This is a genomic window from Pseudomonas sp. UYEF17 (assembly GCF_040546125.1).
In the GTDB taxonomy this organism is placed as follows: Bacteria; Pseudomonadota; Gammaproteobacteria; order Pseudomonadales; family Pseudomonadaceae; genus Aquipseudomonas; species Aquipseudomonas putida_Z.
In genome coordinates this window covers 433,083-454,209 of sequence record NZ_JBEPNE010000002.1, presented here as the reverse complement: position 1 = coordinate 454,209, position 21,127 = coordinate 433,083, and the positions used below count along the sequence as shown (strand labels likewise).

General features: G+C 66.2%; 20 protein-coding genes and 1 pseudogene. 5 read left to right on the top strand and 16 right to left on the bottom strand.

The window, feature by feature from the left end:
* Positions 1-6 precede the first annotated feature (6 nt).
* Positions 7-561 (top strand): L,D-transpeptidase family protein, encoded by a 555-nt coding sequence (locus ABIB24_RS04915; protein WP_025337906.1) that lies wholly within the window; start codon positions 7-9, stop codon positions 559-561.
* 126 nt (positions 562-687) lie between these two features.
* Here the strand turns inward: ABIB24_RS04915 and ABIB24_RS04910 are convergent, their stop codons facing one another.
* The 12 genes from ABIB24_RS04910 to ABIB24_RS04855 form a co-directional block, all read right to left on the bottom strand.
* Complete coding sequence (locus ABIB24_RS04910) at positions 688-1,347, bottom strand: general secretion pathway protein GspN (protein ID WP_274079217.1); 660 nt, start codon at positions 1,345-1,347, stop codon at positions 688-690.
* Positions 1,344-1,730, bottom strand: coding sequence for a type II secretion system protein GspM (gspM, locus tag ABIB24_RS04905; protein WP_274079216.1), 387 nt, complete (start codon positions 1,728-1,730; stop codon positions 1,344-1,346). The genes ABIB24_RS04910 and gspM overlap by 4 nt, the downstream gene beginning before the upstream one ends.
* Positions 1,727-2,803, bottom strand: coding sequence for a type II secretion system protein GspL (gspL, locus tag ABIB24_RS04900; RefSeq protein WP_274079215.1), 1,077 nt, complete (start codon positions 2,801-2,803; stop codon positions 1,727-1,729). The genes gspM and gspL overlap by 4 nt, the downstream gene beginning before the upstream one ends.
* Positions 2,800-3,471, bottom strand: coding sequence for a prepilin-type N-terminal cleavage/methylation domain-containing protein (locus tag ABIB24_RS04895; protein WP_289515070.1), 672 nt, complete (start codon positions 3,469-3,471; stop codon positions 2,800-2,802). Before ABIB24_RS04895 ends, gspL begins: the two co-directional genes overlap by 4 nt.
* Positions 3,472-3,872: 401 nt before the next feature.
* Positions 3,873-4,241 (bottom strand): type II secretion system protein GspI, encoded by a 369-nt coding sequence (locus tag ABIB24_RS04890; protein WP_274079984.1) that lies wholly within the window; start codon positions 4,239-4,241, stop codon positions 3,873-3,875.
* Positions 4,238-4,675, bottom strand: a complete 438-nt coding sequence (gene gspH / locus ABIB24_RS04885; protein ID WP_274079985.1) for a type II secretion system minor pseudopilin GspH — start codon at positions 4,673-4,675, stop codon at positions 4,238-4,240. Before gspH ends, ABIB24_RS04890 begins: the two co-directional genes overlap by 4 nt.
* A gap of 3 nt (positions 4,676-4,678) precedes the next feature.
* Positions 4,679-5,113, bottom strand: coding sequence for a type II secretion system major pseudopilin GspG (gene gspG, locus ABIB24_RS04880; RefSeq protein WP_013971171.1), 435 nt, complete (start codon positions 5,111-5,113; stop codon positions 4,679-4,681).
* Positions 5,114-5,130: 17 nt separating this feature from the next.
* The gene (gene gspF / locus ABIB24_RS04875; protein WP_075043926.1) at positions 5,131-6,333 is read right to left on the bottom strand and encodes a type II secretion system inner membrane protein GspF; all 1,203 of its coding nucleotides are present in this window, start codon (positions 6,331-6,333) and stop codon (positions 5,131-5,133) included.
* Positions 6,334-6,336: 3 nt separating this feature from the next.
* Positions 6,337-7,785: a GspE/PulE family protein gene (locus ABIB24_RS04870; protein ID WP_025337898.1), complete on the bottom strand. Its 1,449-nt coding sequence runs from the start codon at positions 7,783-7,785 to the stop codon at positions 6,337-6,339.
* Entirely contained in the window at positions 7,785-9,548 is a 1,764-nt protein-coding gene (gene gspD, locus ABIB24_RS04865; RefSeq protein ID WP_075043924.1) for a type II secretion system secretin GspD, read from the bottom strand. The genes ABIB24_RS04870 and gspD overlap by 1 nt, the downstream gene beginning before the upstream one ends.
* 3 nt (positions 9,549-9,551) lie before the next feature.
* Positions 9,552-9,977, bottom strand: a complete 426-nt coding sequence (locus tag ABIB24_RS04860; protein ID WP_170978813.1) for a pilus assembly protein PilZ — start codon at positions 9,975-9,977, stop codon at positions 9,552-9,554.
* Positions 9,974-11,614 (bottom strand): bifunctional UDP-sugar hydrolase/5'-nucleotidase, encoded by a 1,641-nt coding sequence (locus ABIB24_RS04855; protein WP_274119701.1) that lies wholly within the window; start codon positions 11,612-11,614, stop codon positions 9,974-9,976. The genes ABIB24_RS04860 and ABIB24_RS04855 overlap by 4 nt, the downstream gene beginning before the upstream one ends.
* Before the next feature lie 224 nt (positions 11,615-11,838).
* Here ABIB24_RS04855 and ABIB24_RS04850 point away from each other — a divergent pair, with 224 nt between their 5' ends.
* Complete coding sequence (locus ABIB24_RS04850) at positions 11,839-13,914, top strand: PhoX family protein (protein WP_354316176.1); 2,076 nt, start codon at positions 11,839-11,841, stop codon at positions 13,912-13,914.
* Positions 13,915-14,047: 133 nt separating this feature from the next.
* Here the strand turns inward: ABIB24_RS04850 and ABIB24_RS04845 are convergent.
* Positions 14,048-14,151: pseudogene (locus ABIB24_RS04845) on the bottom strand (type II secretion system minor pseudopilin GspK); the annotation flags it as partial.
* Between the two features lie 80 nt (positions 14,152-14,231).
* Entirely contained in the window at positions 14,232-15,197 is a 966-nt protein-coding gene (gspK, locus tag ABIB24_RS04840) for a type II secretion system minor pseudopilin GspK (RefSeq protein ID WP_274078583.1), read from the bottom strand.
* Between the two features lie 145 nt (positions 15,198-15,342).
* On the opposite strand from gspK, the gene tatA reads away from it, so the two are divergent.
* From tatA to tatC, 3 genes are read left to right on the top strand one after another with little or no spacing between them, the layout of a single operon-like run.
* Positions 15,343-15,576 carry a twin-arginine translocase TatA/TatE family subunit gene (tatA, locus tag ABIB24_RS04835; protein WP_274078582.1) on the top strand — a complete coding sequence of 78 codons (234 nt, stop codon included), beginning with the start codon at positions 15,343-15,345 and terminating at the stop codon, positions 15,574-15,576.
* Positions 15,576-15,881, top strand: a complete 306-nt coding sequence (gene tatB, locus ABIB24_RS04830) for a Sec-independent protein translocase protein TatB (RefSeq protein WP_025337891.1) — start codon at positions 15,576-15,578, stop codon at positions 15,879-15,881. The genes tatA and tatB overlap by 1 nt, the downstream gene beginning before the upstream one ends.
* Positions 15,878-16,639: a twin-arginine translocase subunit TatC gene (tatC, locus tag ABIB24_RS04825; protein ID WP_025337890.1), complete on the top strand. Its 762-nt coding sequence runs from the start codon at positions 15,878-15,880 to the stop codon at positions 16,637-16,639. Before tatB ends, tatC begins: the two co-directional genes overlap by 4 nt.
* 103 nt (positions 16,640-16,742) lie before the next feature.
* Here the strand turns inward: tatC and ABIB24_RS04820 are convergent, their stop codons facing one another.
* Both ABIB24_RS04820 and purL read right to left on the bottom strand, forming a co-directional pair.
* The gene (locus ABIB24_RS04820) at positions 16,743-17,054 is read right to left on the bottom strand and encodes a YqfO family protein (RefSeq protein ID WP_015269114.1); all 312 of its coding nucleotides are present in this window, start codon (positions 17,052-17,054) and stop codon (positions 16,743-16,745) included.
* 3 nt (positions 17,055-17,057) lie between these two features.
* The gene (gene purL, locus ABIB24_RS04815) at positions 17,058-20,957 is read right to left on the bottom strand and encodes a phosphoribosylformylglycinamidine synthase (protein ID WP_137163091.1); all 3,900 of its coding nucleotides are present in this window, start codon (positions 20,955-20,957) and stop codon (positions 17,058-17,060) included.
* Positions 20,958-21,127 lie beyond the last annotated feature (170 nt).

Genomic DNA, 21,127 nt, shown 5'->3' with positions numbered 1-21,127 from the left:
CGTTACATGCGCTGGTTGCTTGCCCTTTTCTGCCTTTGCGTTACCTCGGTGTCCCAGGCGGCCTTCACCGAGACCATCATCCGCAAGCCCCAGCCGGCAGCGCAAACCCCATCGCCTTCGCAGCAGGCCATGCAACCGCTGATCGACAAGGTACTGGTGATCAAGTCCGAGCGCCGCCTGCAGCTGATCAGCCGTGGCGAACCGCTGAAGACCTACCGTATCTCGCTGGGCAAGCAGCCAAAGGGCGCCAAGGAGCGCGAAGGCGACAAGAAAACCCCCGAGGGCCTGTACTGGCTGGACTGGCGCAAGCAGAGCGACCGCTTCAACCTGGCCATGCACATCAACTACCCGAACATCACCGATGCCGCCCGTGCCACCCGCGAAGGGGTGAGCGCCGGCAGCATGATCATGATCCATGGCACGCCGATCAACGACGAGTATCCGGAGTGGTACTTCCACACCCTGGACTGGACGGACGGCTGTATTGCCATGCGTAACCGCGACATGCAGGAAGTGTGGGACCTGGTGCGGGATGGCACGTTGATCGAAATTCGGCCCTGAGGTTTGTCGGGGCATTTCAGGCGTCTGCCCGATCGAGTGCCGCCCGCGCGGCGCTCGATATGCGCCCCACTCAAGACTCAAACCGATCACCTCCCAGCCTTACATGCAATCTCCACGCATTTCCCCTTACCAACGCAAGTCTTGCTGCCCTGCCAATGCCTGCGGCCCAAGCCACTGCACCCCACGCAACAAAGGCGTCAGCGCCGCCTCCGACTGCAACTCGAACACTACCTGCACCCGGCGCCCTGGCAGGTCGGCATCCACGGCCAGTTGATGCTGCCCCTGCTGCACCAACTGCCCGCGCAGGCGCCAGCCGCTTTGGCAGTCCATTTCCAGCCAGCCCTGCCCCAGGCCCAGTGACCAGGGCTCGCTCAGGGCAAGGTCGGTTACCGTCATGCGGCCTTCGCTGGCAAGGCATTGGCGCCCTGCCCCCTGAATTCGCAATGCCCCCTGCCACTGTCCCGCCAGGCGGTAATCCGTCGGAACGGTCGCCTGGGCGCCCACCGCAGAGGCGTCGAGCCGCCAGCGCCACGGCCAGCCTTCGGCGCGCAACTGCCAGGCCTGGCCCTGAAAGCCCAGCTGCGCATTCGCCTGCAAGCGCCAAGGCTGGACCGTCCAGTGCAAAGGCCCGACGGGGCCCAACTGTTGGGCCTGGCCTTGCCACAGGCTGCCACTGGCGTCACGCATTGGCAGGCCGAATGCACGCACCACCCAATTGGCCGGAAGCTCAACCAATACCGACACCACGAACACCAGCACAACCCACGCCATGCCCTTGCGGCTCATGGCTGCATCACCAGATTGAAGCGCAGGCCCTTGCCATCCTGCTCCAGCCCCCATTGCAGTAGCTGTGCACCTTCTGCACGCAGGCTTTGCAACCAGCCTTGCAGTACGCGCTCGTCTGCCACCTGCCCACGCAGTTGCCAGGTCTTGCCCTGCGCATCGACCTCGGCCAGTTCGATCTGCCGCGCCTGGGCCGACTGTCGGAGCCGCTCCAGGTTCAGCCCCGGGCCGCCTTGCAGGCTGGCGGCCTGTTCGGCCAGCCCGCGCCACTGGCTGAGCTCGCGCCATTGCGCAAGGCCTGCGCGCAGGGCCAGGAAGGTCAGCAACAGGGCAATCAGTGCCCAGGCGAACTTCAAGCGATGACGCTGTACCCAGTCCCGGTTCATGAGGCTGCTCCCAGGTCGAACACCACTTGGCCGTCCTGCACCTGGACCGAGGCCCCGGCAGCTGTTGCCATGTCGCTCCATGGCGGCGCACTGCCTTCACCCTCCAGACGCAGGTGCCAGCGCTGGCCATCGAAGCGCACCGCTTGCAGGCGCCAGCCGGGGTGGTCACGCAGCCAGGCCTGCAACGCCGCCTGCAGGTCTTCAAGCTGGCGCGTGCGCAGCTGCTGTTGCAATTCATTTTCGCGCAGGCGCTTGAGGGCCTGCGCGGCTTGCCGGGGGCTGGCCTGCTCACCAGTCACGGCGATGACCTGGCTGCGCCAGAATTGCGCCTGGGCCCATTGCTTGCTCAACCACAGCCCGCCCCAGACGGCAGCCAGTACCAGGCAGGCCGCAAGCAAGCGTTGCTGCGGCCGGGACACCACCGGCAGCGAGCGCACCTTGCGGGTACGCTCGAACAGGCCGGGCAATGAATCGAGCGGTGCCAACGTACTGGGCCAGTCGCCGCTCAGCGCGACCTTTTGCAGCTCCGCCCACGGTTGCCGTGGCACCTCGCCCAGTGCATCCGGCCAGGCCAGCCAGTGCTCCTGCCTGTCTTCGGCCAGCCCTTTGTACAAATACATGCCGGGTGTGCGCTGCCATTGCCAGGCATGGCCCGCCTCGGGGGGCGGCAGCAGCTGTAGTTCTGCCCAGCAACGTGCCACCTGCAAGCCCCATTCGGCGCACTGCCCGCGCCAGTCCTCCAGTTGCTGACGGGCCACTACCAGTAACCGAAGATGGCCGCGCTCGCGGGCCAGGCAGGCGCATATCACCTCGTCGACTGCCTGCAGCAAGCGGTCTTCGAGCAACAACGGCCATTCTTCACGCTTGAGCCCCGGCGGTGCCGGCACGCGGAAGTAGCTGCAGGCCTCGGCAGGCAGGATCAACGCCACACGGGCCTGCAAGTTCGCCGGGGGCTCGCCCTGCCCATGGCGTTGCACAAGGCCGCCCTCGGCCAGCGCCCAGTGCCAGACAACGCCTGGTCGCAGCAACAACCACGACTGGGCCGGGCTACGCCGCCGCCATTCAAACTTCATGAGCGCCCCCACGGGAGGGCGAAGGTGCAGACATAGGGTGCTCCGTCACGCTGCAGTTCCAGACGCACGCCACGGCCGGGGTGCGCAGGTTGGTCGGAAGGCCAGGCCAGCCAGCGGCCGCCCTGGTAATAAAGAACATTCATGGCGCTGACCCGGTCGAGCCGCTCGCGCTGGACCCAGCGTGGGGTGGCGGCGGCATAGAGATCGGCCGAGCTTTCCAGCAGCAGGCGTTGCTCGCGGGCCTCGAAGCGCAGGCGCTGGCGCTGCAGGCGCGAGCCGCCCTCGGCTTCCGGCATGCCGGTGATGGCGACCCAAAGCAACTGGTTGCTTGCCGGTTGCCAGTCCAGCCAGCGGCTGGCCAAGGGCAGGCGCTGGTCGTAGACACGGCGCATTACCGGGCTGTCGAAGCGACGCTCCAGCGCCAGGCAGAAGTCCAGCACCGAGGTTTCCTGCGTGGTGACCTGCAGGCGCTCGCGAACCTTGAGCCAGCCGTTGACCAGGGCGGCGAGCATGATGCCGAGCAAAGCAGTAAGTGCCAGGGCGACCATCAGCTCGATCAGGGTAAGGCCGGCCTGGCGGTTCTTGCTCGGCCGGGTCCAAGGCTGACGGGTATGCGCCCTCCCTGTGGGAGCGGGCGCGCCCGCGAACACCGGCGAAGCCGGTGCCATACACCGCGGTGCCTGCTTCGCGGGTAAACCCGCTCCCACAGGGACCGCGCAAGCTTCACGATCTCTGTCACTCACGGCTGATCCAGGGGCAGGCACCTGCGCGGGGTGGAACCGGGACTCTGTGGGAGCGGGTTCACCCGCGAACACCGGCGCAGCCGGTGCCATACACCGAGTCGCCTGCTTCGCGGGCATGCCCGCTCCCACAGGGACCGCGCAAGCTTCACGATCTCTGTCACTCACGGCTGATCCAGGGGCAGGCACCTGCGCGGGGTGGAACCGGGCCTCTGTGGGAGCGGGCGCGCCCGCGAACACCGGCGAAGCCGGTGCCATACACCGAGTCGCCTGCTTCGCGGGCATGCCCGCTCCCACTGGGACCGCGCAAGCTTCACGGTTTCTGTAACTCATGGCCGCTCCAGGAACACGGTGTACTGGCCTAGCGGCAGGCGCTGGTCGCGGTCGGCGAACAGCAGCAGTTCGCCGCGACGCAGGTCGCGTAGGCCGGTGCGGCGCAGCTGCAGTTGCCAGTGGCAGCGCTGGCCGCCCTGGCTCAGTTCACCGCCAACCTGGTTTGCCGCCGGCCAGTATTGCTCGACGGCAAAACGGGTTTGCAGTTCTCGCGCGCATAGCAGGCCAAGGCGGTGTTGCTGCAGGTTGTCCTGCACCGCCAGGCGCTGGCGCAAAACCTGGCTGGTCATCACCGCCAGCACCGCGGCAATCGCCAGGGCCACGGTCACCTCCAGCAGGGTAAAGCCACGCTGATGCCGCTTCATGGGGCGACCATCACCTGCAAGCGGCCATCGCGGCTCCAGGCCCATTGCTGGCTGCCATTGGCCCAGCGCCAGCGCACGTTGCCCGGTTGCGCCCAGCCATGTGGGGTGAACAACAGGCGCGGCTGTGGGCTAGCCGGCCAGTCCGGGCGCAGCCCCTTGGGCCAGTCACCAAGGGCAACTGCTTCGACCACCCAGCCATTACCCTCGCGCCGGACGAACTCCGGGCGCTGGCCATTCCAGCGCAGCCCGCGCAGCTGCCCGGCATGCCGGGACAGAGCGGCCTGCGCCCGGGTCTCGCTCGCCAGCCGTTGCAGCGCCTGGTCGACACTGGCCTGGCTGTTGCCGAACCCGGCCACCGCCAATCCGGTCATCAGCCCGGCGATGGCCAGCACCACCAGCAATTCGATCAGGCTGAAGCCCCGCTGACGGCGCACCCGTTACAGCTCCCAGTTACCCAGGTCGGCATCCTGGCCTTCGCCGCCCGGCAGGCCGTCGGCGCCCAGCGAGTACACGTCGACCCGGCCATGCTCGCCGGGCATGCGGTACTGGTACGGGGTGCCCCACGGGTCTTCCGGCAGGCGGCGTACGTAGCCGTCGCTGCGCCAGGCCCGTGGCAGCGGTTCCTGGGCCGGCTTTTTCACCAGCGCGGCCAGGCCCTGCTCGCTACTGGGGAAGCGCAGGTTGTCCAGGCGGTACATGTCCAGCGCCTGCTCCAGGGTGGCCAGGTCGGCCATCACTTTCTGCTTCATGGCCTTGTCCTGATTGCCCAGCACGCTGGGCGCGACCACGGCGATCAGCAGGCCGATGATGAAGATCACCACCATGATTTCCATGAGGGTGAAACCGCGCTGGCGGTTACGTCGATGCTGCATGGCAGTACTCCTTGTCGTCACAGTTGCAGGCCCTGGTTGAGTTGCATGATCGGCAGCAGCACCGCCAGCACGATGAACAGCACCACGGCGCCCATCACCAGGATCATCAGGGGTTCGAACAGCGCCATGGCGGTATCGACCTGGCGGGCGAAGCCACGCTCCTGGTCGTCGGCCACGCGCTCGAGCATGTCGGCCAAAGTGCCACTGGCCTCGCCGCTGCCGACCATGTTCACCAGCAGCGGCGGGAACTGCTGGCTGGCATCCAGTGCGCGATGCAGGCTGGTGCCGCCCTGCACCTGCTGGCGCACCTGCTCCATGGCCAGGCGGATACGCCGGTTGCCGACGGTTTCGGTGGCCACTTGCAGGGCTTCGAGCAGGGCCACGCCGCTGCCGCTGAGGATTGCCAGGCTGCGTGCCAGGCGCGCGCTTTCCAGCACCTGCAGCAGGCTGCCGATATGTGGCAGGCGTAGCAGCAGCTGGTCGCGGCGCAGGCACCAGTGCGGCTTGCGCAGCAACCAGCCGCCGAGCGCGCCGAGCAACAGGGCCAGCCCCAAAAGCCAGGGCCCGGCCTGCACCAGCCCTTGGCTCAGGCCGATCAACAGCGATGTAATGAGCGGCAGGCTCTGCCCGGCATGGGCGAACTGTTCGGTGAGTTTGGGTACGACGAAGGTCATCAGGCCTACCACCACGGCAAGCGACACTCCCATCAACACGGTGGGGTAGATCAGCGCGGTACGTGCCTTGTGCTGCTGTCGTTGAACCTGCTCCAGATGGTCGGCGAGGCGGGTCAGCACCTGGGCCAGGCGCCCGGACCGCTCGCCGGCCTCGACCAGCGCGCAGTACAGGCCGGTAAACGGCGCCCCCTGACGCGCCAAGCTGCGGGCCAGGCCCAGGCCTTCGGCCAACGAGCCGCGCAAGGCCACCAGCACACTGTGCAGGGCGGGCTGGCGCAGTTGCCGTTCCAGGGTAGCCAGGGCGTCGACCAGAGGGATGCCAGCACCGGTCAGGGTGGCCAGCTGCCGAGTCAGTTCGCACAGCTGGGCGCGGCTCAGGCGCTGACGACGTGGTTGTCGGGTGCCGGCTTCGTGACGCTGCAAGCGGCGGGCGAACAGGCCCTGCTCACGCAACAACTGGCGGGCATGGCGTTCGCTGTCGGCCTGCAAGCTGGCCTTGTGGGTCTTGCCGGCTAGGTCGACGGCCTGGTAGCGATAGGTCGGCATGGCTCAGCCCTGCACCACGCGCAGTACTTCGGCCAGGCTGGTCTCGCCACGGGCCAGGCAGTCGCTGGCCATCGCCACCAGGCTCTGCCGGCGCTCGGCCAGGTAGTCCTGCATGGCCAGTTCACTGGCGCCGTCGTACAACAGGCCGATCAGCCCGGCATCCAGCTCGATGAATTCATACAGGCCCAGGCGCCCGATATACCCGCTGCCCTGGCATTGCTCGCAGCCCACCGCGTGGTAGCTGCTGCCCAGCGCCGCCAGTTCGGGCCACAGGTCGCGTTCCGCCGGCTGCAGCGGGTGCGCGACGGCGCAACTGCAAAGGCGCCGCACCAGGCGCTGGGCCAGTACGCCGCGCAGGCACGAGGCGATCAGGAACGGTTCGATGCCCATGTCGCGCAGGCGGGTCACCGCGCCCACCGCACTGTTGGTGTGCAGCGTGGACAACACCAGGTGGCCGGTGAGGCTGGCCTGTACGGCGATCTGCGCGGTCTCCTGGTCACGGATTTCGCCGAGCATGATCACGTCCGGGTCCTGGCGCAGGATGGCGCGAAGGCCGCTGGCAAAGGTCAGCCCGGCACGCGGGTTGATAGCGGTCTGGCCGATGCCGGCGATAGCGTATTCCACCGGGTCCTCGACAGTGAGGATGTTGCGGCTGCCGTCGTTGAGGCTGTTGAGGCTGGCATACAGGGTAGTGGTCTTGCCCGAACCGGTCGGCCCCGTGGACAGCACGATGCCGTTGGGCCGTGCCAGGCAACTGCGCAGGCCCTGCAACACCGCCGCCGGCATGCCCAGGTTGCCCAGCGCCAGCAGGCTGGCCTGCTTGTCGAGCACGCGCATCACCACCCGTTCACCGTGGATGCCGGGCAGTGTCGAGACCCGCACATCCACTTCGCGCCCCGCCGCACGCAGGGTGATACGGCCATCCTGGGGCTGGCGCTTTTCGGCGATGTCCAGACGGGCCATGACCTTGATCCGCGACACCAGCATGGCCGACAGCGCACGCGGTGGGCGCAACACTTCGCGCAGGTGGCCATCGACCCGCAGGCGCACCACCAGGCTCTGCTCGAAGGTTTCTATATGAATGTCCGAAGCGCGCAGGCGCAGGGCCTGGCCGAACAGGCCGTTGATCAGGCGGATCACCGGGGCTTCGTCGTCGCTTTCCAGCAGGTCCTCGATGCGCGGCATTTCGCTCATCAGGCTGTCCAGGTCGACCTGGTCGCCGATGCCTTCGATCAGCGCCTCGGTGGCAGCATCGCCGGCCTGGTACAGCTGGCCGAGGCGTTCGTCGAACAGTGCAGGCTCCAGGTATTCGAGCAGGCTGGGCTGGCCGTGCACGCGCAGCAGCTCCTGCAATTGGGCGCTGTCGGCGTCGTGCCGCAACCATAGCTGCCAGCCCTGCTCCGCAGGGGCCATGGCCACCCCGCTCTGCCGTGCCTGGCGATAAGGCAGCATCACCAGTCACCGCCTTCCAGCCGTGCACGGCTGGAGGGGAACACCTGCAACAACGGCGTAGCGTCTTGCGCATCCGCAAGGTCGGGCAACTGCAGCGGTGTGGTCTGCTGCAAGGTGCGGTACTTGTCTTCGCTGAGCCCGGCCAGGCTCGGCCCGTCACGCAGGATGCGCGGGCGGATGAACACCATCAGGTTCTGCTTGGTGTTCTTGGTGGCGTCGGAGCGGAACAGCCGGCCCAGGTAAGGGATATCGCCAAGCAGCGGCACGCGCTGGTCGCTGGTGCTCAGTTCGTCGCTGATCAGGCCGCCGAGGATCACCAGGCCGTTGTCCTCGACCATGACCTTGGTCTTGATCTCGCGCTTGTTGGTGATCACGTCGCTGGCAGCCGTAGTGTCGGCAATCGACGACACTTCCTGGACGATGTCCAGGCGCACGCTGTTGTCGACGTTGATCTGCGGCTTGATGCGCAGCTTCACCCCGACTTCCTTGCGCTCGATGGTCTGGTACGGGTTGGCATTGTTCTGCGTCACCGATCCTGTGACGAAGGGCACTTCCTGGCCGACCAGGATCGACGCCTCGGCGTTGTCCAGGGTCAGCAGGGTGGGCGTGGACAGCAGGTTGAAGCCGCTCTTGCCCTTCAGCGCGTTGACCAGCATGGCGAAGTTGAAGCCGCCGCCGAAATGGCCGATACCCGCCATGGCGCCGGTGGTGCTGGACAGCAGGTCGCCAAGGGCCTCGTTGTCGCCACTGGCAGCGGCCCCGGCGATGCTGGCGATGTTTACCCCGTTGCTGCCGAAATTGACGATACCGGCACCGAACTTCTCGTCAGCGAACAGCCACTGCACGCCCAGTTCCTGGGCGCTGCTGTCGGACACCTCGGCGATGATCGCTTCCACCACTACCTGGGCACGGCGGATGTCCAACTGCTCGACGATGGCGCGGTAGGCGGCCAGCTCGCTGTCGGGGCCGACCATGACCACGGCGTTGGTGCCTTCTTCGTATTCCAGGCGGATGCCCGAGCCTCCGGCGACAGGCACTACGGGCCTGTCCTTGCCCTCTGCTTCGCCCGCACCTTCAGAGGGCGCCATGCCTTCCTGGCTGAGCCCGCGCAACACCTTGACCACTTCGCCCGCATTGGCATGGCGCAGGTAGATGACCTGGGTACTGCCGCTGCCTGGTGCGTCCTGGGGGCGGTCGAGCTGGCGCAGCAAGCTGGCGATACGTTCCAGGTTGCTGCGCCAGTCGGTAACTACCAACTGGTGCGCCGCCGGATAAGGTGTGATCACACCGACCCGTGGGTCGATCAGGGGTTTGAGAATGCCCAGCACCTGCTCGCTGGCGGCGTTGCGCACATTGAATACCCGCGTGGCCACGCTGTCGCTGCCTTCCCCCTGCTGCCCTCCCGCCTCCACCGGCACCGGCTCCAGGCGAGCGGCCTGGTCGGGAACGATCTTCACGCTGCCGTTGGGCAGGTCGACAGTGGCGTAGCCCTGGGCGCGCAGCTGGGCCAGGAAGATGTCGTAGATGGCATCGGCGTCGTGCAGGTCGACGGTGCGCACGGTGACCTTGCCCTTGACCCGGGGGTCGACGATGAAGGTGGTGCCGGTTATGCGCGACACGCTGTCGATGAACTCGCCCAGTTCGGTGTCGACGAAGTTCACCTCGTACATGGGCGTGCCGTTGTCGTCGAACACCGGCTCTTCAGCACAGGCCATGGACAGGGCCAGGCTCAGCGCGGCCGCCACGCAATATCTAACAGGCATCGTTCATCCTTGCCGCTTGAAGCCGGTCACGGCGGAGCGTGGCGGCCAGGGCAGGCGTTCACGCCGCCCCTGGTTGTTGAAAATCAGGCCATCGCTGTCGATGTCCTGCAGCACGATCCCTGGTGCCAGGCGCTGGCCGCGGGCCAAGGTGCGCACCTGCTCGCCATAGCGCAGCACCACCACACTGGAGGCCAGCGGCTGGGCCTTGAGGCCACCCAGGTATTGCAATGGCAGACGGGTGATGGCGATGGCGCCGTCGTCGACGGGTACCTGCCATTGGCCGACCATCAAGCCAGGCAGCGGCTTGGCGGGCGCGGCGGGCGCAGTGGCCGGTTGCGGCTGGCGGCCCAGTTGCAGCACGCACTGGGCGGCCAGCCAGCCGGCCAGGGTCAGGCCAGCGCCAGTCAGCAGGCGCGAGGCGAGCATCACGAGGCCAGTTGCCTTGGGTGCCAGCCCGGGTGCCCCTGCACGTAGCGCACTTCGGGCAGTTGCAGCGGCGCAAGTTGCCAGTCGCTCGCCTGGCGGGCGAGCCAGGCTTCGACCCGTTGCCACAGCGGCTCGCCGGCCTGGGTTTCGAATTGCAGGCCAAAGGTGCGGCACAGGCCCTGCACCGGTTCCAGGCCACTGATGCGCTTGCCTTGCGGGCTGTAGCTGACACGCCAGGCCTGGCCCTGCCAGCGCGGCAGGTCCTGGCTGTTGTCCAGCAGCAGCGGGTCGCCGAACAGTTGCTCCGCAGCGTTTTCCAACACTTGCTCGACCTGCCGGGCCGGCGCTTCGACCACCGGTGCCGGGTAGCCACCGGTGAGGCTGATCAGGTGTTCGCGGGTAATGGCCGCCCCGGCGGGCAGCGGGTAGTCGTAACGCAGGCCCGGCAGCAGCACCGGCATGCTGCTGTCGTCGGCCAGGGCCTGATGCAGCAGGCGGTCCCAGCTGCCGCCTCGGGTATCGCGGCGCCACAGCGCCTGGGGCGCGCGGGCCAGCGGCTGATCGAGCCAGGCCGCGTGGCCGGCGCGCTGCTGGCGCAATTCTGCCTGCAATGCCCCGACACGCTGTTGCGCGACGGGTGCCAGCTGTTGCTCAAAGGCCGGGAAGAAACGCCCGTCGAACTGCCACAGCCCGGCCACGCGTTGGCAGCGCAGGCGGAAGGCGCCGCTGCCCCGGCAACCGGCGAACAGCACCGGCACGCGGCGGCCGCTGGCCTGGCTCACCTCGACCGGCGCCGGCCACAGGTCCTGGCCGCGGGCACACAGCAGCACGTCGATCTGCGCCACCCGCTCGGCCAGCCACAGACCCGGCCCGGTACCGACATCGGCCATGGCCACCACCAGGTCGGCCTCGCGCCGGGCTTGTTCGAACACCGGCTGCAATGACTGGTACCACTGTTTAAGGGAGGCTTTCTGGTCCTGGGCGTAGGGGTCGGTCACGCCGACCACGGCAATACGTGCACCGCCGCGTTCGAAGACGTGCAAGGCTTCCAGGCCCAACGCCAGGCGTTGCGTGTCTGCCAGCCCGGCGCCCAGGGTAACGGCGCCAGCCTGGCGATACAGCGCCGGGCTGCGCTGTGGCCACAGCACGCGCTCGTCGCTGCTGACCCGCGCTTCGCTGCCCAGCAGCTGGCTGCCCTGCAGGCCGCTTTCGCCTTGGGTCAGGTAGGCCAGGCCACTGCCATTCCAGCCCTGGCCGTTTTCCAGGGTCAGGCTGTTGCCCGCCCCAGCCTCGCCGCGCAGCTGCTCGAGCAACGCAGCCAGCACCGCGTAGCCGCCCAGCTGGGCAGATGCAGCCTGGCTGGCATCGAGCAGCGGCGCCAGTTTCGGGTAGGCGATGCTGGCACTGCTGCCGGTCATCCATGGGGCGCGGCCCAGGTGGCTGACCGGCCCCAGGCGGGTGGCCGGCACCACCGCCTGGCCAGGCTGGCGGGCATCGAGGGTATCGGCCACATACAGCAGGTCGAGGCTGGCGTTGCCGCCCTGCTGCCCAGGGAAGGCGGAGCAGGCGCCGAGCAACGGAGCCAAAGCACCGATACCCATCCAGCCGATCACTTCGCGCCTGTGCACACTGCTTGCCATCGAACCCGCCATCCTTATCCATGTTCATTCAGGGCCCCGGATGTTGCGGCGTTGGCATTACAGTTTGATGGCAGAAATCCGACAGCCATTCCAAAGTGATCTGTACAGCACACTTCTAAGAGCAAGTTGTTTTAAAACCCCCTTAACATTTCTGCCAATGAATCATCATATTTGCGCACTAAAGTCGCGGTTTCCTCTAACTCAGCCAACATAAGGACACCCTGATGAGTCGAGATACCGGCGACAACCTGGACCGGAACCAAAGCGGCAACCTGCCGATGGCCAGCGTCATGGACGCCTACCTGAGCCGCCGCAGCGTGATGCGCGGCAGCCTGGGAGCCGCCATCGCCATGATTGCCGGTACCGGCCTGACAGGCTGCTTCGACGGTGGTGGTTCCGATCACGATGATCCGGTCACCGAGCCGCCGGTCACCGAGCCACCCGTGACTGAGCCGGAAGTGCCGAAACTGGCACTGGGCTTCCAGTCCATCCCGGGCTCGCGCACCGACGCCTGCGTGGTTGCCGCCGGCTACAGCGCCTACGTGCTGGCGCCCTGGGGCACGCCGATCAACAGCAACGGCAACCCGTGGAAGTCCGACGGCAGCAACACCTCGACCGACCAGGCCAACGCCATGGGCATGCACCATGACGGCATGCACTTCTTCCCCATCAATGGCAGCTCCGAAGACGGCCTGCTGGCGATCAACTTCGAGTACATCGACACCGCCGCCCTGCACCCTGCCGGCCCGACCACCGATGTGAACGGCAAGCGCCCGGTCGAGGAAGTGCGCAAGGAAATCAACGCCCACGGCGCCGGCGTGGTGCGCCTGCAGAAAATCGGCGGCCGCTGGCAGGTGGTCGACAACGACCCGCTCAACCGCCGCTTCACTACCGCCTCGCGCATGGAAATCACCGGCCCGCTACGGGGTACCGAGCACGTCAAGACCAAGTACTCCACCGCCGGCACCCACTGCCGCGGTACCAACAACAACTGCGGCAACGGCTATACCCCGTGGGGCACCTACCTGACCTGTGAAGAGAACTGGCCAGGCATCTTCGTCAACAAGGGCACCCGCCCCGAAGACCAGCGCCGCATTGGCGTGGGCACCTCCAGCGGCCAATACAAGTGGGAAACCGCGGCCGGTGACAGCAGCGAAGTGGCCGACGAATTCGCCCGTTTCGACGTCACCGTCAAAGGCGCCAGCGCCACCGACGACTACCGCAACGAAGCCAGCACCTACGGCTATATCGTCGAAATCGACCCGTACAACAGCAACACCCTGGCCACCAAGCGCACGGCGCTGGGCCGCTTCCGCCACGAAGGCTGCGCCCCGGGCCTGCCCGTCGCCGGCAAGCCGCTGGTGTGGTACATGGGTGACGACTCGAACAACGAGTACCTGTACAAGTGGGTGTCCACCGCCGTGTGGGACGCCGCCGACGCCAACCCGGCGGACCGCCTGGCCACCGGCGCCAAGTACCTTGACCAGGGCAAGCTCTACGTGGCCCGCTTCAATGCCGACGGCACTGGCGTATGGCTACTGCTGGACGTGGCCACCGCCACCACTGGCGGCAGTACCCTGGGCGCACTGTATGGCGACCTGCCGGGCATCATCCTCAACACCCGTGGTGCTGGCGATGCCGTGGGCGCAACGCCGATGGACCGCCCGGAATGGACCACGGTCAACCCGCTCAACGGCGACGTGTACCTGACCCTGACCAACAACAGCGCGCGCACCCCGGAAAAGGTCGACGCAGCCAACCCGCGCGGCCCGAACCGTCACGGCCACATCATCCGCTGGCACGACAGCGACGACCAGCTGAGCTTCACCTGGGACATCTTCGTGTTCGGCGCCAACGCTGCCGGCACTGCCGATATCAACCGCTCCGGCCTGACCGAACTGAACCAGTTCGCCAGCCCGGACGGCATGAGTTTCGATAGCCGTGGCGTGTTGTGGTTCGAGACCGACAACGGCGAGAGCACCGTGACCGACTACACCAACGACCAGTTGCTGGCAGTAATCCCCACCAACCTGGTGGATGCCAGCGGCAAGCAGGTGCCGGTGAACGCACAGAACCAGGTGGACCTGCGCCGCTTCTTCGTCGGGCCGAATGGCTGCGAAGTGACCGGGATTACCTTTACCCCGGACAACAAGACGCTGTTCGTCAACATCCAGCACCCGGAGAACTGGCCGTATACCGACAAGGCCACCGATGCCACCCCGACAGGTACCACGGTAAGGCCGCGGGCTGCGACGGTGGTGATCCAGCGTATCGATGGCGGGGAGATCGGCACCGCCTGATCGATCTGTGCACGGGGGCCGCTTTGCGGCCCTATCGCGACACAAGGCCGCTCCTACAAGGGATCGCATTCCCCCTGTAGGAGCGGCCTTGTGTCGCGATAGGGCTGCAAAGCAGCCCCGGCAATCTCAAGCCTTACCACACCATCGGCTCGCGGCTACGCACCCGCACTTGCTGCGCCGGCACCCGGGCATGCCATTGCCCCCCAGCGCCTCCACCTGGAACTCGCTGCGCTCAACCGTTCGAAGGGATCGCATTCCCCTGTAGGAGCGGCCTTGTGTCGCGATGGGCTGCAAAGCAGCCCCGGCAATCTCAAGCCCTACCACACCATCGGCTCACGGCTACGCACCCGCACTTGCTGCGCCGGCACCCGGGCATGCCATTGCACCACCCCCAGCGCCTCCACCTGGAACTCGCTGCGTATCACCCGCCCCTCCTCCGCGAACGACAGCTGCAACAGGAAATACCCGCTGTTCAGCAGCAGCCCTTCGCTCAAGCGCTCGAAGGTTTCGTCATCCACCGCCCCCAGGGCCTGGCGTAGCGCAGTTGCATCCACATACCCCGACGCCGGGCGACCGCTGATGATGCGGCTGAGCAACGAGCGCGGATAACGCCCTTCATACAGCGCTTCCAGCAACGGCAGATGCTCCAGCCCCAAGGCATTGGCATTCAGCCGCCAGCCGGTGGTCTGCGGCAAGGTGCACAGCATTGGGTAACGGCTTTGGCGGCTGGCATCCGGTTCCAGTAGCAGGTTCAACTCGCTGGTATCGAGCATCGGCTGGTTGGCTGCCAAGCGCGGTGGTTGCTGGCGCAGGTACTGGGCGCTCTCGGCGCCCTGCAGGCGGGCATCGCTGTCGGCATCCAGCCAGTCGGCCAGGGCATCGACCAGGCGCTCGGCAGCCATGTCGTCGCCCAGCAGGTAACGCAACTGGCGCGCAGCACGCTCGCCGTCAGCGCCAAGCAGCGCATTGACGTTGAAACAGGTGTGCTGATCGCGCACCCGCAACTGCGCCTGGCCGGCGCCAAAATCGTAGTTCAACGGCTGCCCGCGCAAGGCCTGCCAGAACAGCGGGCTAAGCCGCCAGCTAGGGTCACGCAGGGCCTGCTCGGCATAGGCCAGGCCGGCCTGCTCCATCGCTCGCGCCTGCACCCGCTGGTGCAACAGGCGCACATCATCGACCTGGCGCCGGCCATCTTCCACCAGCCAGGCCATGCCCGTCGCCAGCATCGCCAGCACCACCATCACCATCAGCAGGGCCGCGCCCTGCTGTTGCCTGCCACCCATCCTTGCCTGCCTCTGTCGCCGAATAAAGACGCCAGTCAACACGCCAGGTGTTGCAGGTAGATGGCAGTGACCGTTCGTCATGTGTACGTCATCTGCGCGAGGCAGGATTGTCTTTCCTTTTCATGACCTTACAGGAGTGGTCGCAATGGGTGGCATTGGAATCTGGCAACTGGTGATCGTACTGCTGATCGTATTCCTGCTGTTTGGTACCAAGCGCCTCAAAGGCCTGGGCAGCGATATGGGCGAGGCGATCCAGGGTTTTCGCAAGTCCATGGGCGGCGACAATGACGCCAACGCCCCTGGCCTGGCGCAGGTGCAGCAACAGGCACCGCTGACTGGCCAGGCCACACAACAGCCTCAACCGGACCGTCAGCCCTGATGTTCGAGGTAGGCTTCAGCGAGTTGCTGCTGGTCGGCATCGTCGCGCTGTTGGTTTTAGGCCCGGAGCGCCTGCCGGTGGCGGCACGCACCCTCGGGCGCGGCCTGGGCCAGGCACGCAGGGCCATGCACGCCCTGCGCACGCAGGTGGAGCGGGAGATCGAACTGCCCGCTGTCGAGCTACCCACTCTCGACAGTGCGCCTTTGCAGCGCCTGGAACAGGAGATCCGCCAAGGCATCAGCCTGAACGCGGAGCCGGCCAATGATGCGGCCACGGTCGCTCCCCCCAAGGAAAACCTTTCATGAGCATTGCCATGGACCCGGCGGCGAGCATGCCGCTGACCGAACACCTGCGCGACCTGCGCAAACGCCTGGTGCGTTGCCTGGCGCTGGTGGCGCTGGTGTTCGCCGGGCTGTTCCCCTTCGCCCAGACGCTGTACACGCTGATCTCCGAACCGCTGCGGCGCTTCTTGCCGGAAGGCGCGAGCATGATCGCCACCAGCGTCACTTCGCCGTTCCTGACACCGTTCAAGCTGACCGCGATGTGCGCAGTGTTCGTCGCCATGCCGCTGCTGCTGCACCAGGCCTGGGGCTTTCTGGCGCCGGGGCTGTACCGCCGTGAACGGCGCGTTGCCCTGCCGTTGCTGGTGTCGAGCATCGTGCTGTTCTATGCCGGCATGGCCTTCGCATTCTTCCTGGTGTTCCCGATGATGTTCGGCTTCTTTGCAAGCGTTACACCGGAGGGCGTGGCGATGATGACCGATATCAGCCAGTACCTGGACTTTATCCTGGCGCTGTTTCTGGCGTTCGGGCTGGCGTTCGAGATCCCGGTAGCGACGTTTATCGTGGTTTGGGTGGGGTTGGCCGATGTGGCTACGTTGCGACGCAGCAGGCCCTACGTGATAGTCGGCTGCTTTGTGGTGGGGATGATACTGACGCCGCCGGATGTGTTTTCGCAGACGATGCTGGCGGTGCCGATGTGGGTGCTGTTCGAGGTGGGGTTGCTGGCTTGTGGGTGGTTGAAGCGGCCTGGGCAGGGCAAGGAGATTGTGGCTGGGTTGTAGGGCCTCTTCGCGGGTAAACCCGCTCCCACAGGGATCGCACAATATCCGAGGGTTGTGCGATCCCTGTGGGAGCGGGTTTACCCGCGAATAGCCTTGATGCGGTTTAGAACTCGGCGAGCCGCCAGACTTCGTAGGCTGGCGTCTCGTACGGGTGGCTCTGCTTGAGTGCAGCGACGACCTGGGCAATCAGGTCGTCAGCCACCACCAGCTCCACCTTCCACTCTTCCACCACCTCGACCTGGCCGGTTTGCCCGAGGAACGGCTGGCTGCCGTCCAGCGGGCGGAACTGGCCCTGGCCCAGCGTCTGCCAGGCGCAGTGATCATAGTCGCCGATGCGCCCGCCACCCGCGGCGAACACAGCGGCCTTGACCACTTCGACGTGGCTGGCGGGGACGAAGAAGGCGAGCTTGTACACGCCTTAGTTCACCCACACCCGTGCGTTACGGAACATACGCATCAGTGCGGCATCTTCCTGCCACTCATCCGGGCGCCAGGAGTTCTGCACGGCACGGAACACACGCTCCGGGTGCGGCATCATGATGGTCACGCGGCCGTCGCGGCTGGTGAGGCCGGTGATACCACGCGGCGAGCCGTTCGGGTTGGCCGGGTAGGCTTCGGTGACCTTGCCGTGGTTGTCGACGTAGCGCAGCGCCACGCAACCGGACAGGTCGGCTGCCAGCAGTGCTTCTTCGCTGGCGAACTCGGCATGGCCTTCACCGTGGGCGATGGCGATCGGCATGCGCGAACCGGCCATGCCCTGCAGGAAGATCGAGTTGGACTTCTGCACTTCGACCATGGCCACACGCGCTTCGAACTGCTCCGAGCGGTTGCGCACGAAGTGCGGCCAGTGCTCGGTGCCCGGGATCAGCTCGTGCAGGTTGGACATCATCTGGCAACCGTTGCACACGCCCAGGGCGAAGCTGTCGGTACGCTCGAAGAAGGCCTGGAAGGCGTCACGGGCGCGGCTGTTGAACAGCGCCGACTTGGCCCAGCCTTCACCGGCACCCAGCACATCGCCGTAGGAGAAGCCACCGCAGGCGACCAGGCCCTTGAAGGCTTCGAAGTCGACACGGCCAGCGAGGATGTCGCTCATGTGCACGTCGATGGCGGCGAAGCCGGCACGGTCGAAGGCGGCTGCCATCTCGACCTGGCCGTTGACGCCCTGCTCGCGCAGGATGGCCACTTGCGGGCGCACGCCCTTCTTGATGTACGGCGCGGCGATGTCGTCGTTGACATCGAAGCCCAGCTTGACCGACAGGCCCGGGTTGTCTTCCTCGAGCAGCAGGTCGAATTCCTGGTCAGCGCAGTCGGCGTTGTCGCGCAGGCGCTGGATCTGGTAGCTGGTCTCGGCCCACTGGCGCTGCAGCATGCGGCGGTCGTCGTCGAACAGCACTTCGCCGTTCAGGCTGATGGACACTTCACCGTTGTTGACCGGCTTGCCGATCACCGCGACGCAGCCTTCACCCAGGCCAGCGGCGCTGAACTGTGCCAGTACGTCGGGGGTGGCATCCTGGCGAACCTGGATGACCGCGCCCAGCTCTTCGTTGAAGAGGATGGCCGGCACGTCGCCCTGGCTGTCGGTCAGCGGGTCGAGGTGCAGGTCGAGGCCGCAGTGGCCGGCGAAGGCCATTTCCAGCACGGTGGTGACCAGGCCGCCGTCGGAGCGGTCGTGGTAGGCCAGCAGGTGGCCATCTTCGTTCAGGCCCTGGATCACGGCGAAGAACGCCTTCAGGTCTTCGGCGTCGTCGACGTCCGGTGCCTGGGCAGCGATCTTGCCGTAGGTCTGTGCCAGGATCGAGGCGCCCATGCGGTTCTTGCCGCGGCCCAGGTCGATCAGGATCAGGTCGGTCTCGCCCTTGTCCATGCGCAGTTGCGGGGTCAGGGTCTTGCGGATGTCGGTGACCGGGGCGAAGCCGGTGATGATCAGCGACATTGGCGAGGTAACGCTCTTCTCGACGCCCTCGTCGCTCCACTTGGTCTTCATCGACATCGAGTCTTTGCCGACCGGAATGGTAATGCCCAGCTCCGGGCACAGCTCCATGCCGACAGCCTTGACGGTGTCGTACAGGCGGGCGTCTTCACCTGGGTGGCCGGCGGCAGACATCCAGTTGGCCGACAGTTTGATGTCGGACAGCTTCTTGATGCGCGAGGCAGCCAGGTTGGTCAGTGTCTCGCCAATTGCCATGCGGCCGGACGCCGGGGCATCCAGCAGCGCCAGCGGGGTACGCTCGCCCATGGCCATGGCTTCACCGGTGTAGACGTCGAAGCTGGTGGCGGTGACGGCGCAGTCGGCCACCGGTACCTGCCACGGGCCGACCATCTGGTCACGAGCGACCAGGCCGGTGATGGTACGGTCGCCGATGGTGATCAGGAAGCTCTTGCTGGCCACGGCCGGGTGGCTGAGGACGCGCTGAACGGCGTTGTCCAGGTCCAGCTTGCTCGGGTCGAAGTCATCGCCCAGCTCGGCTTCGCGGGTAACCGAACGGTGCATGCGTGGCGGCTTGCCCAGCAGTACGTCGAGCGGCATGTCTACCGGCGTGTTGCCGAAGTGGCTGTCGCTTACGGTCAGGTGTTGTTCTTCAGTCGCTTCACCCACTACGGCAAACGGGCAACGCTCACGCTCGCAGATTGCCTTGAAGCGCTCGAAGTCGACGGCGCTGACGGCCAGCACGTAGCGCTCTTGCGATTCGTTGCTCCAGATTTCGTGCGGGGCCATGCCCGGCTCGTCGTTGGGCACGTTGCGCAGTTCGAAGCGGCCACCACGGCCACCGTCGTTGACCAGCTCAGGGAAGGCGTTGGAGATACCGCCGGCGCCAACGTCGTGGATGAAGGCGATCGGGTTGTTGTCGCCCAGCTGCCAGCAGCGGTCGATGACCTCCTGGCAACGGCGCTCCATTTCCGGGTTTTCGCGCTGTACCGAAGCGAAGTCCAGGTCAGCCGAGCTGGCACCGGTAGCCACCGACGAAGCGGCGCCGCCGCCCAGGCCGATCAGCATGGCCGGGCCACCGAGCACGATCAGCTTGGCGCCGACGGTGATCTCGCCCTTCTGCACGTGGTCTTCACGGATGTTGCCCATGCCACCGGCAAGCATGATCGGCTTGTGGTAGCCGCGCACTTCTTCACCGTGCGGGGTGTTGATGGCCTGCTCGAAGGTACGGAAGTAGCCGGTCAGCGCCGGGCGACCGAATTCGTTGTTGAACGCAGCGCCACCCAGTGGGCCTTCGATCATGATGTCGAGGGCGTCGACGATGCGCTCAGGCTTGCCGTAGGCCTGCTCCCACGGCTGTTCGAAGCCCGGGATACGCAGGTTGGACACGGTGAAGCCGGTCAGGCCAGCCTTGGGCTTGGCGCCACGGCCGGTCGCGCCTTCGTCGCGGATTTCACCGCCGGAGCCAGTGGAGGCGCCGGAGAACGGGGCGATGGCGGTCGGGTGGTTGTGCGTCTCGACCTTCATCAGGATGTGCACCGGCTCCTGCACCGCGCCGTACTGGCGGGTTTCAGGGTTCGGGAAGAAACGGCCGGCAACGTTGCCGACGATCACCGAGGCGTTGTCCTTGTAAGCAGACAGCACACCTTCGTTGTGCATCTGGTAGGTGTTCTTGATCATGCCGAACAGGCTCTTTTCCTGAGCCTGGCCGTCGATGTCCCAACTGGCGTTGAAGATCTTGTGGCGGCAGTGCTCGGAGTTGGCCTGGGCGAACATCATCAGTTCGATGTCGTTCGGGTTGCGCTTGAGGCCCTGGAAGGCGTTGACCAGGTAGTCGATCTCGTCTTCGGCCAGGGCCAGGCCCAGGTCGATGTTGGCCTTGGCCAAGGCGTCACGGCCACCGGCGAGGATGTCCACCGAGGTCATCGGCTTGGGCTGGGCATGGCTGAACAGGTCAGCGGCCTGCTCCAGCTGGCCGAGCACGCGCTGGGTCATGCGGTCGTGCAGCTCGGCGGCGATCAGTTCGGCGTCGGCTTCGCTCAGGTTGCCGGCAACGTAGTAGGCGATACCGCGCTCCAGGCGCTGGATCGACTGCAGGCCGCAGTTGTGGGCGATGTCGCTGGCCTTGCTGGCCCACGGCGAAATGGTGCCCAGGCGCGGCACGACCAGGAACAGGCGGCCGCTCGGCTCCTGTACCGGCACGCTCGGGCCGTACTTGAGCAGACGCCCCAGCACCTGCTGCTGGTCGGCGGTCAGCTCGCCGTCGACATCGGCGAAGTGGGCAAATTCGGCATACAAACCAGTAACAGCGGGGACTTTCTGGCTCAGTTGCTCGAGTAATTTACCGTGGCGAAAGGCAGAAAGGGCAGGAGCGCCGCGCAGGATCAACATCGTCGGGACAGCCTCAGGAAGGGGTGTGCTTAGAGGCCGTGCATTCTAGCCTAATTCGAAGGGTTTCGGCACCCGCTCTAAGCCACGGCTGCCGGGCGGCGGAACCGGACTTTCGGGTCAAAAAAATACACCTGCCTCGCTCGCCCTGTAGGAGCGGCCTTGTGTCGCGA

Coding starts and splice junctions, on each gene's coding strand:
- ABIB24_RS04915 (WP_025337906.1), top strand. CDS start 7: ATGCGCTGGTTGCTTGCCCTTTTCTGCCTTTGCGTTACCTCGGTGTCC.
- ABIB24_RS04910 (WP_274079217.1), bottom strand. CDS start 1,347: ATGAGCCGCAAGGGCATGGCGTGGGTTGTGCTGGTGTTCGTGGTGTCG.
- gspM (WP_274079216.1), bottom strand. CDS start 1,730: ATGAACCGGGACTGGGTACAGCGTCATCGCTTGAAGTTCGCCTGGGCA.
- gspL (WP_274079215.1), bottom strand. CDS start 2,803: ATGAAGTTTGAATGGCGGCGGCGTAGCCCGGCCCAGTCGTGGTTGTTG.
- ABIB24_RS04895 (WP_289515070.1), bottom strand. CDS start 3,471: ATGGCACCGGCTTCGCCGGTGTTCGCGGGCGCGCCCGCTCCCACAGGG.
- ABIB24_RS04890 (WP_274079984.1), bottom strand. CDS start 4,241: ATGAAGCGGCATCAGCGTGGCTTTACCCTGCTGGAGGTGACCGTGGCC.
- gspG (WP_013971171.1), bottom strand. CDS start 5,113: ATGCAGCATCGACGTAACCGCCAGCGCGGTTTCACCCTCATGGAAATC.
- gspF (WP_075043926.1), bottom strand. CDS start 6,333: ATGCCGACCTATCGCTACCAGGCCGTCGACCTAGCCGGCAAGACCCAC.
- ABIB24_RS04870 (WP_025337898.1), bottom strand. CDS start 7,785: ATGCTGCCTTATCGCCAGGCACGGCAGAGCGGGGTGGCCATGGCCCCT.
- gspD (WP_075043924.1), bottom strand. CDS start 9,548: ATGCCTGTTAGATATTGCGTGGCGGCCGCGCTGAGCCTGGCCCTGTCC.
- ABIB24_RS04855 (WP_274119701.1), bottom strand. CDS start 11,614: ATGGCAAGCAGTGTGCACAGGCGCGAAGTGATCGGCTGGATGGGTATC.
- ABIB24_RS04850 (WP_354316176.1), top strand. CDS start 11,839: ATGAGTCGAGATACCGGCGACAACCTGGACCGGAACCAAAGCGGCAAC.
- gspK (WP_274078583.1), bottom strand. CDS start 15,197: ATGGGTGGCAGGCAACAGCAGGGCGCGGCCCTGCTGATGGTGATGGTG.
- tatA (WP_274078582.1), top strand. CDS start 15,343: ATGGGTGGCATTGGAATCTGGCAACTGGTGATCGTACTGCTGATCGTA.
- tatB (WP_025337891.1), top strand. CDS start 15,576: ATGTTCGAGGTAGGCTTCAGCGAGTTGCTGCTGGTCGGCATCGTCGCG.
- tatC (WP_025337890.1), top strand. CDS start 15,878: ATGAGCATTGCCATGGACCCGGCGGCGAGCATGCCGCTGACCGAACAC.
- purL (WP_137163091.1), bottom strand. CDS start 20,957: ATGTTGATCCTGCGCGGCGCTCCTGCCCTTTCTGCCTTTCGCCACGGT.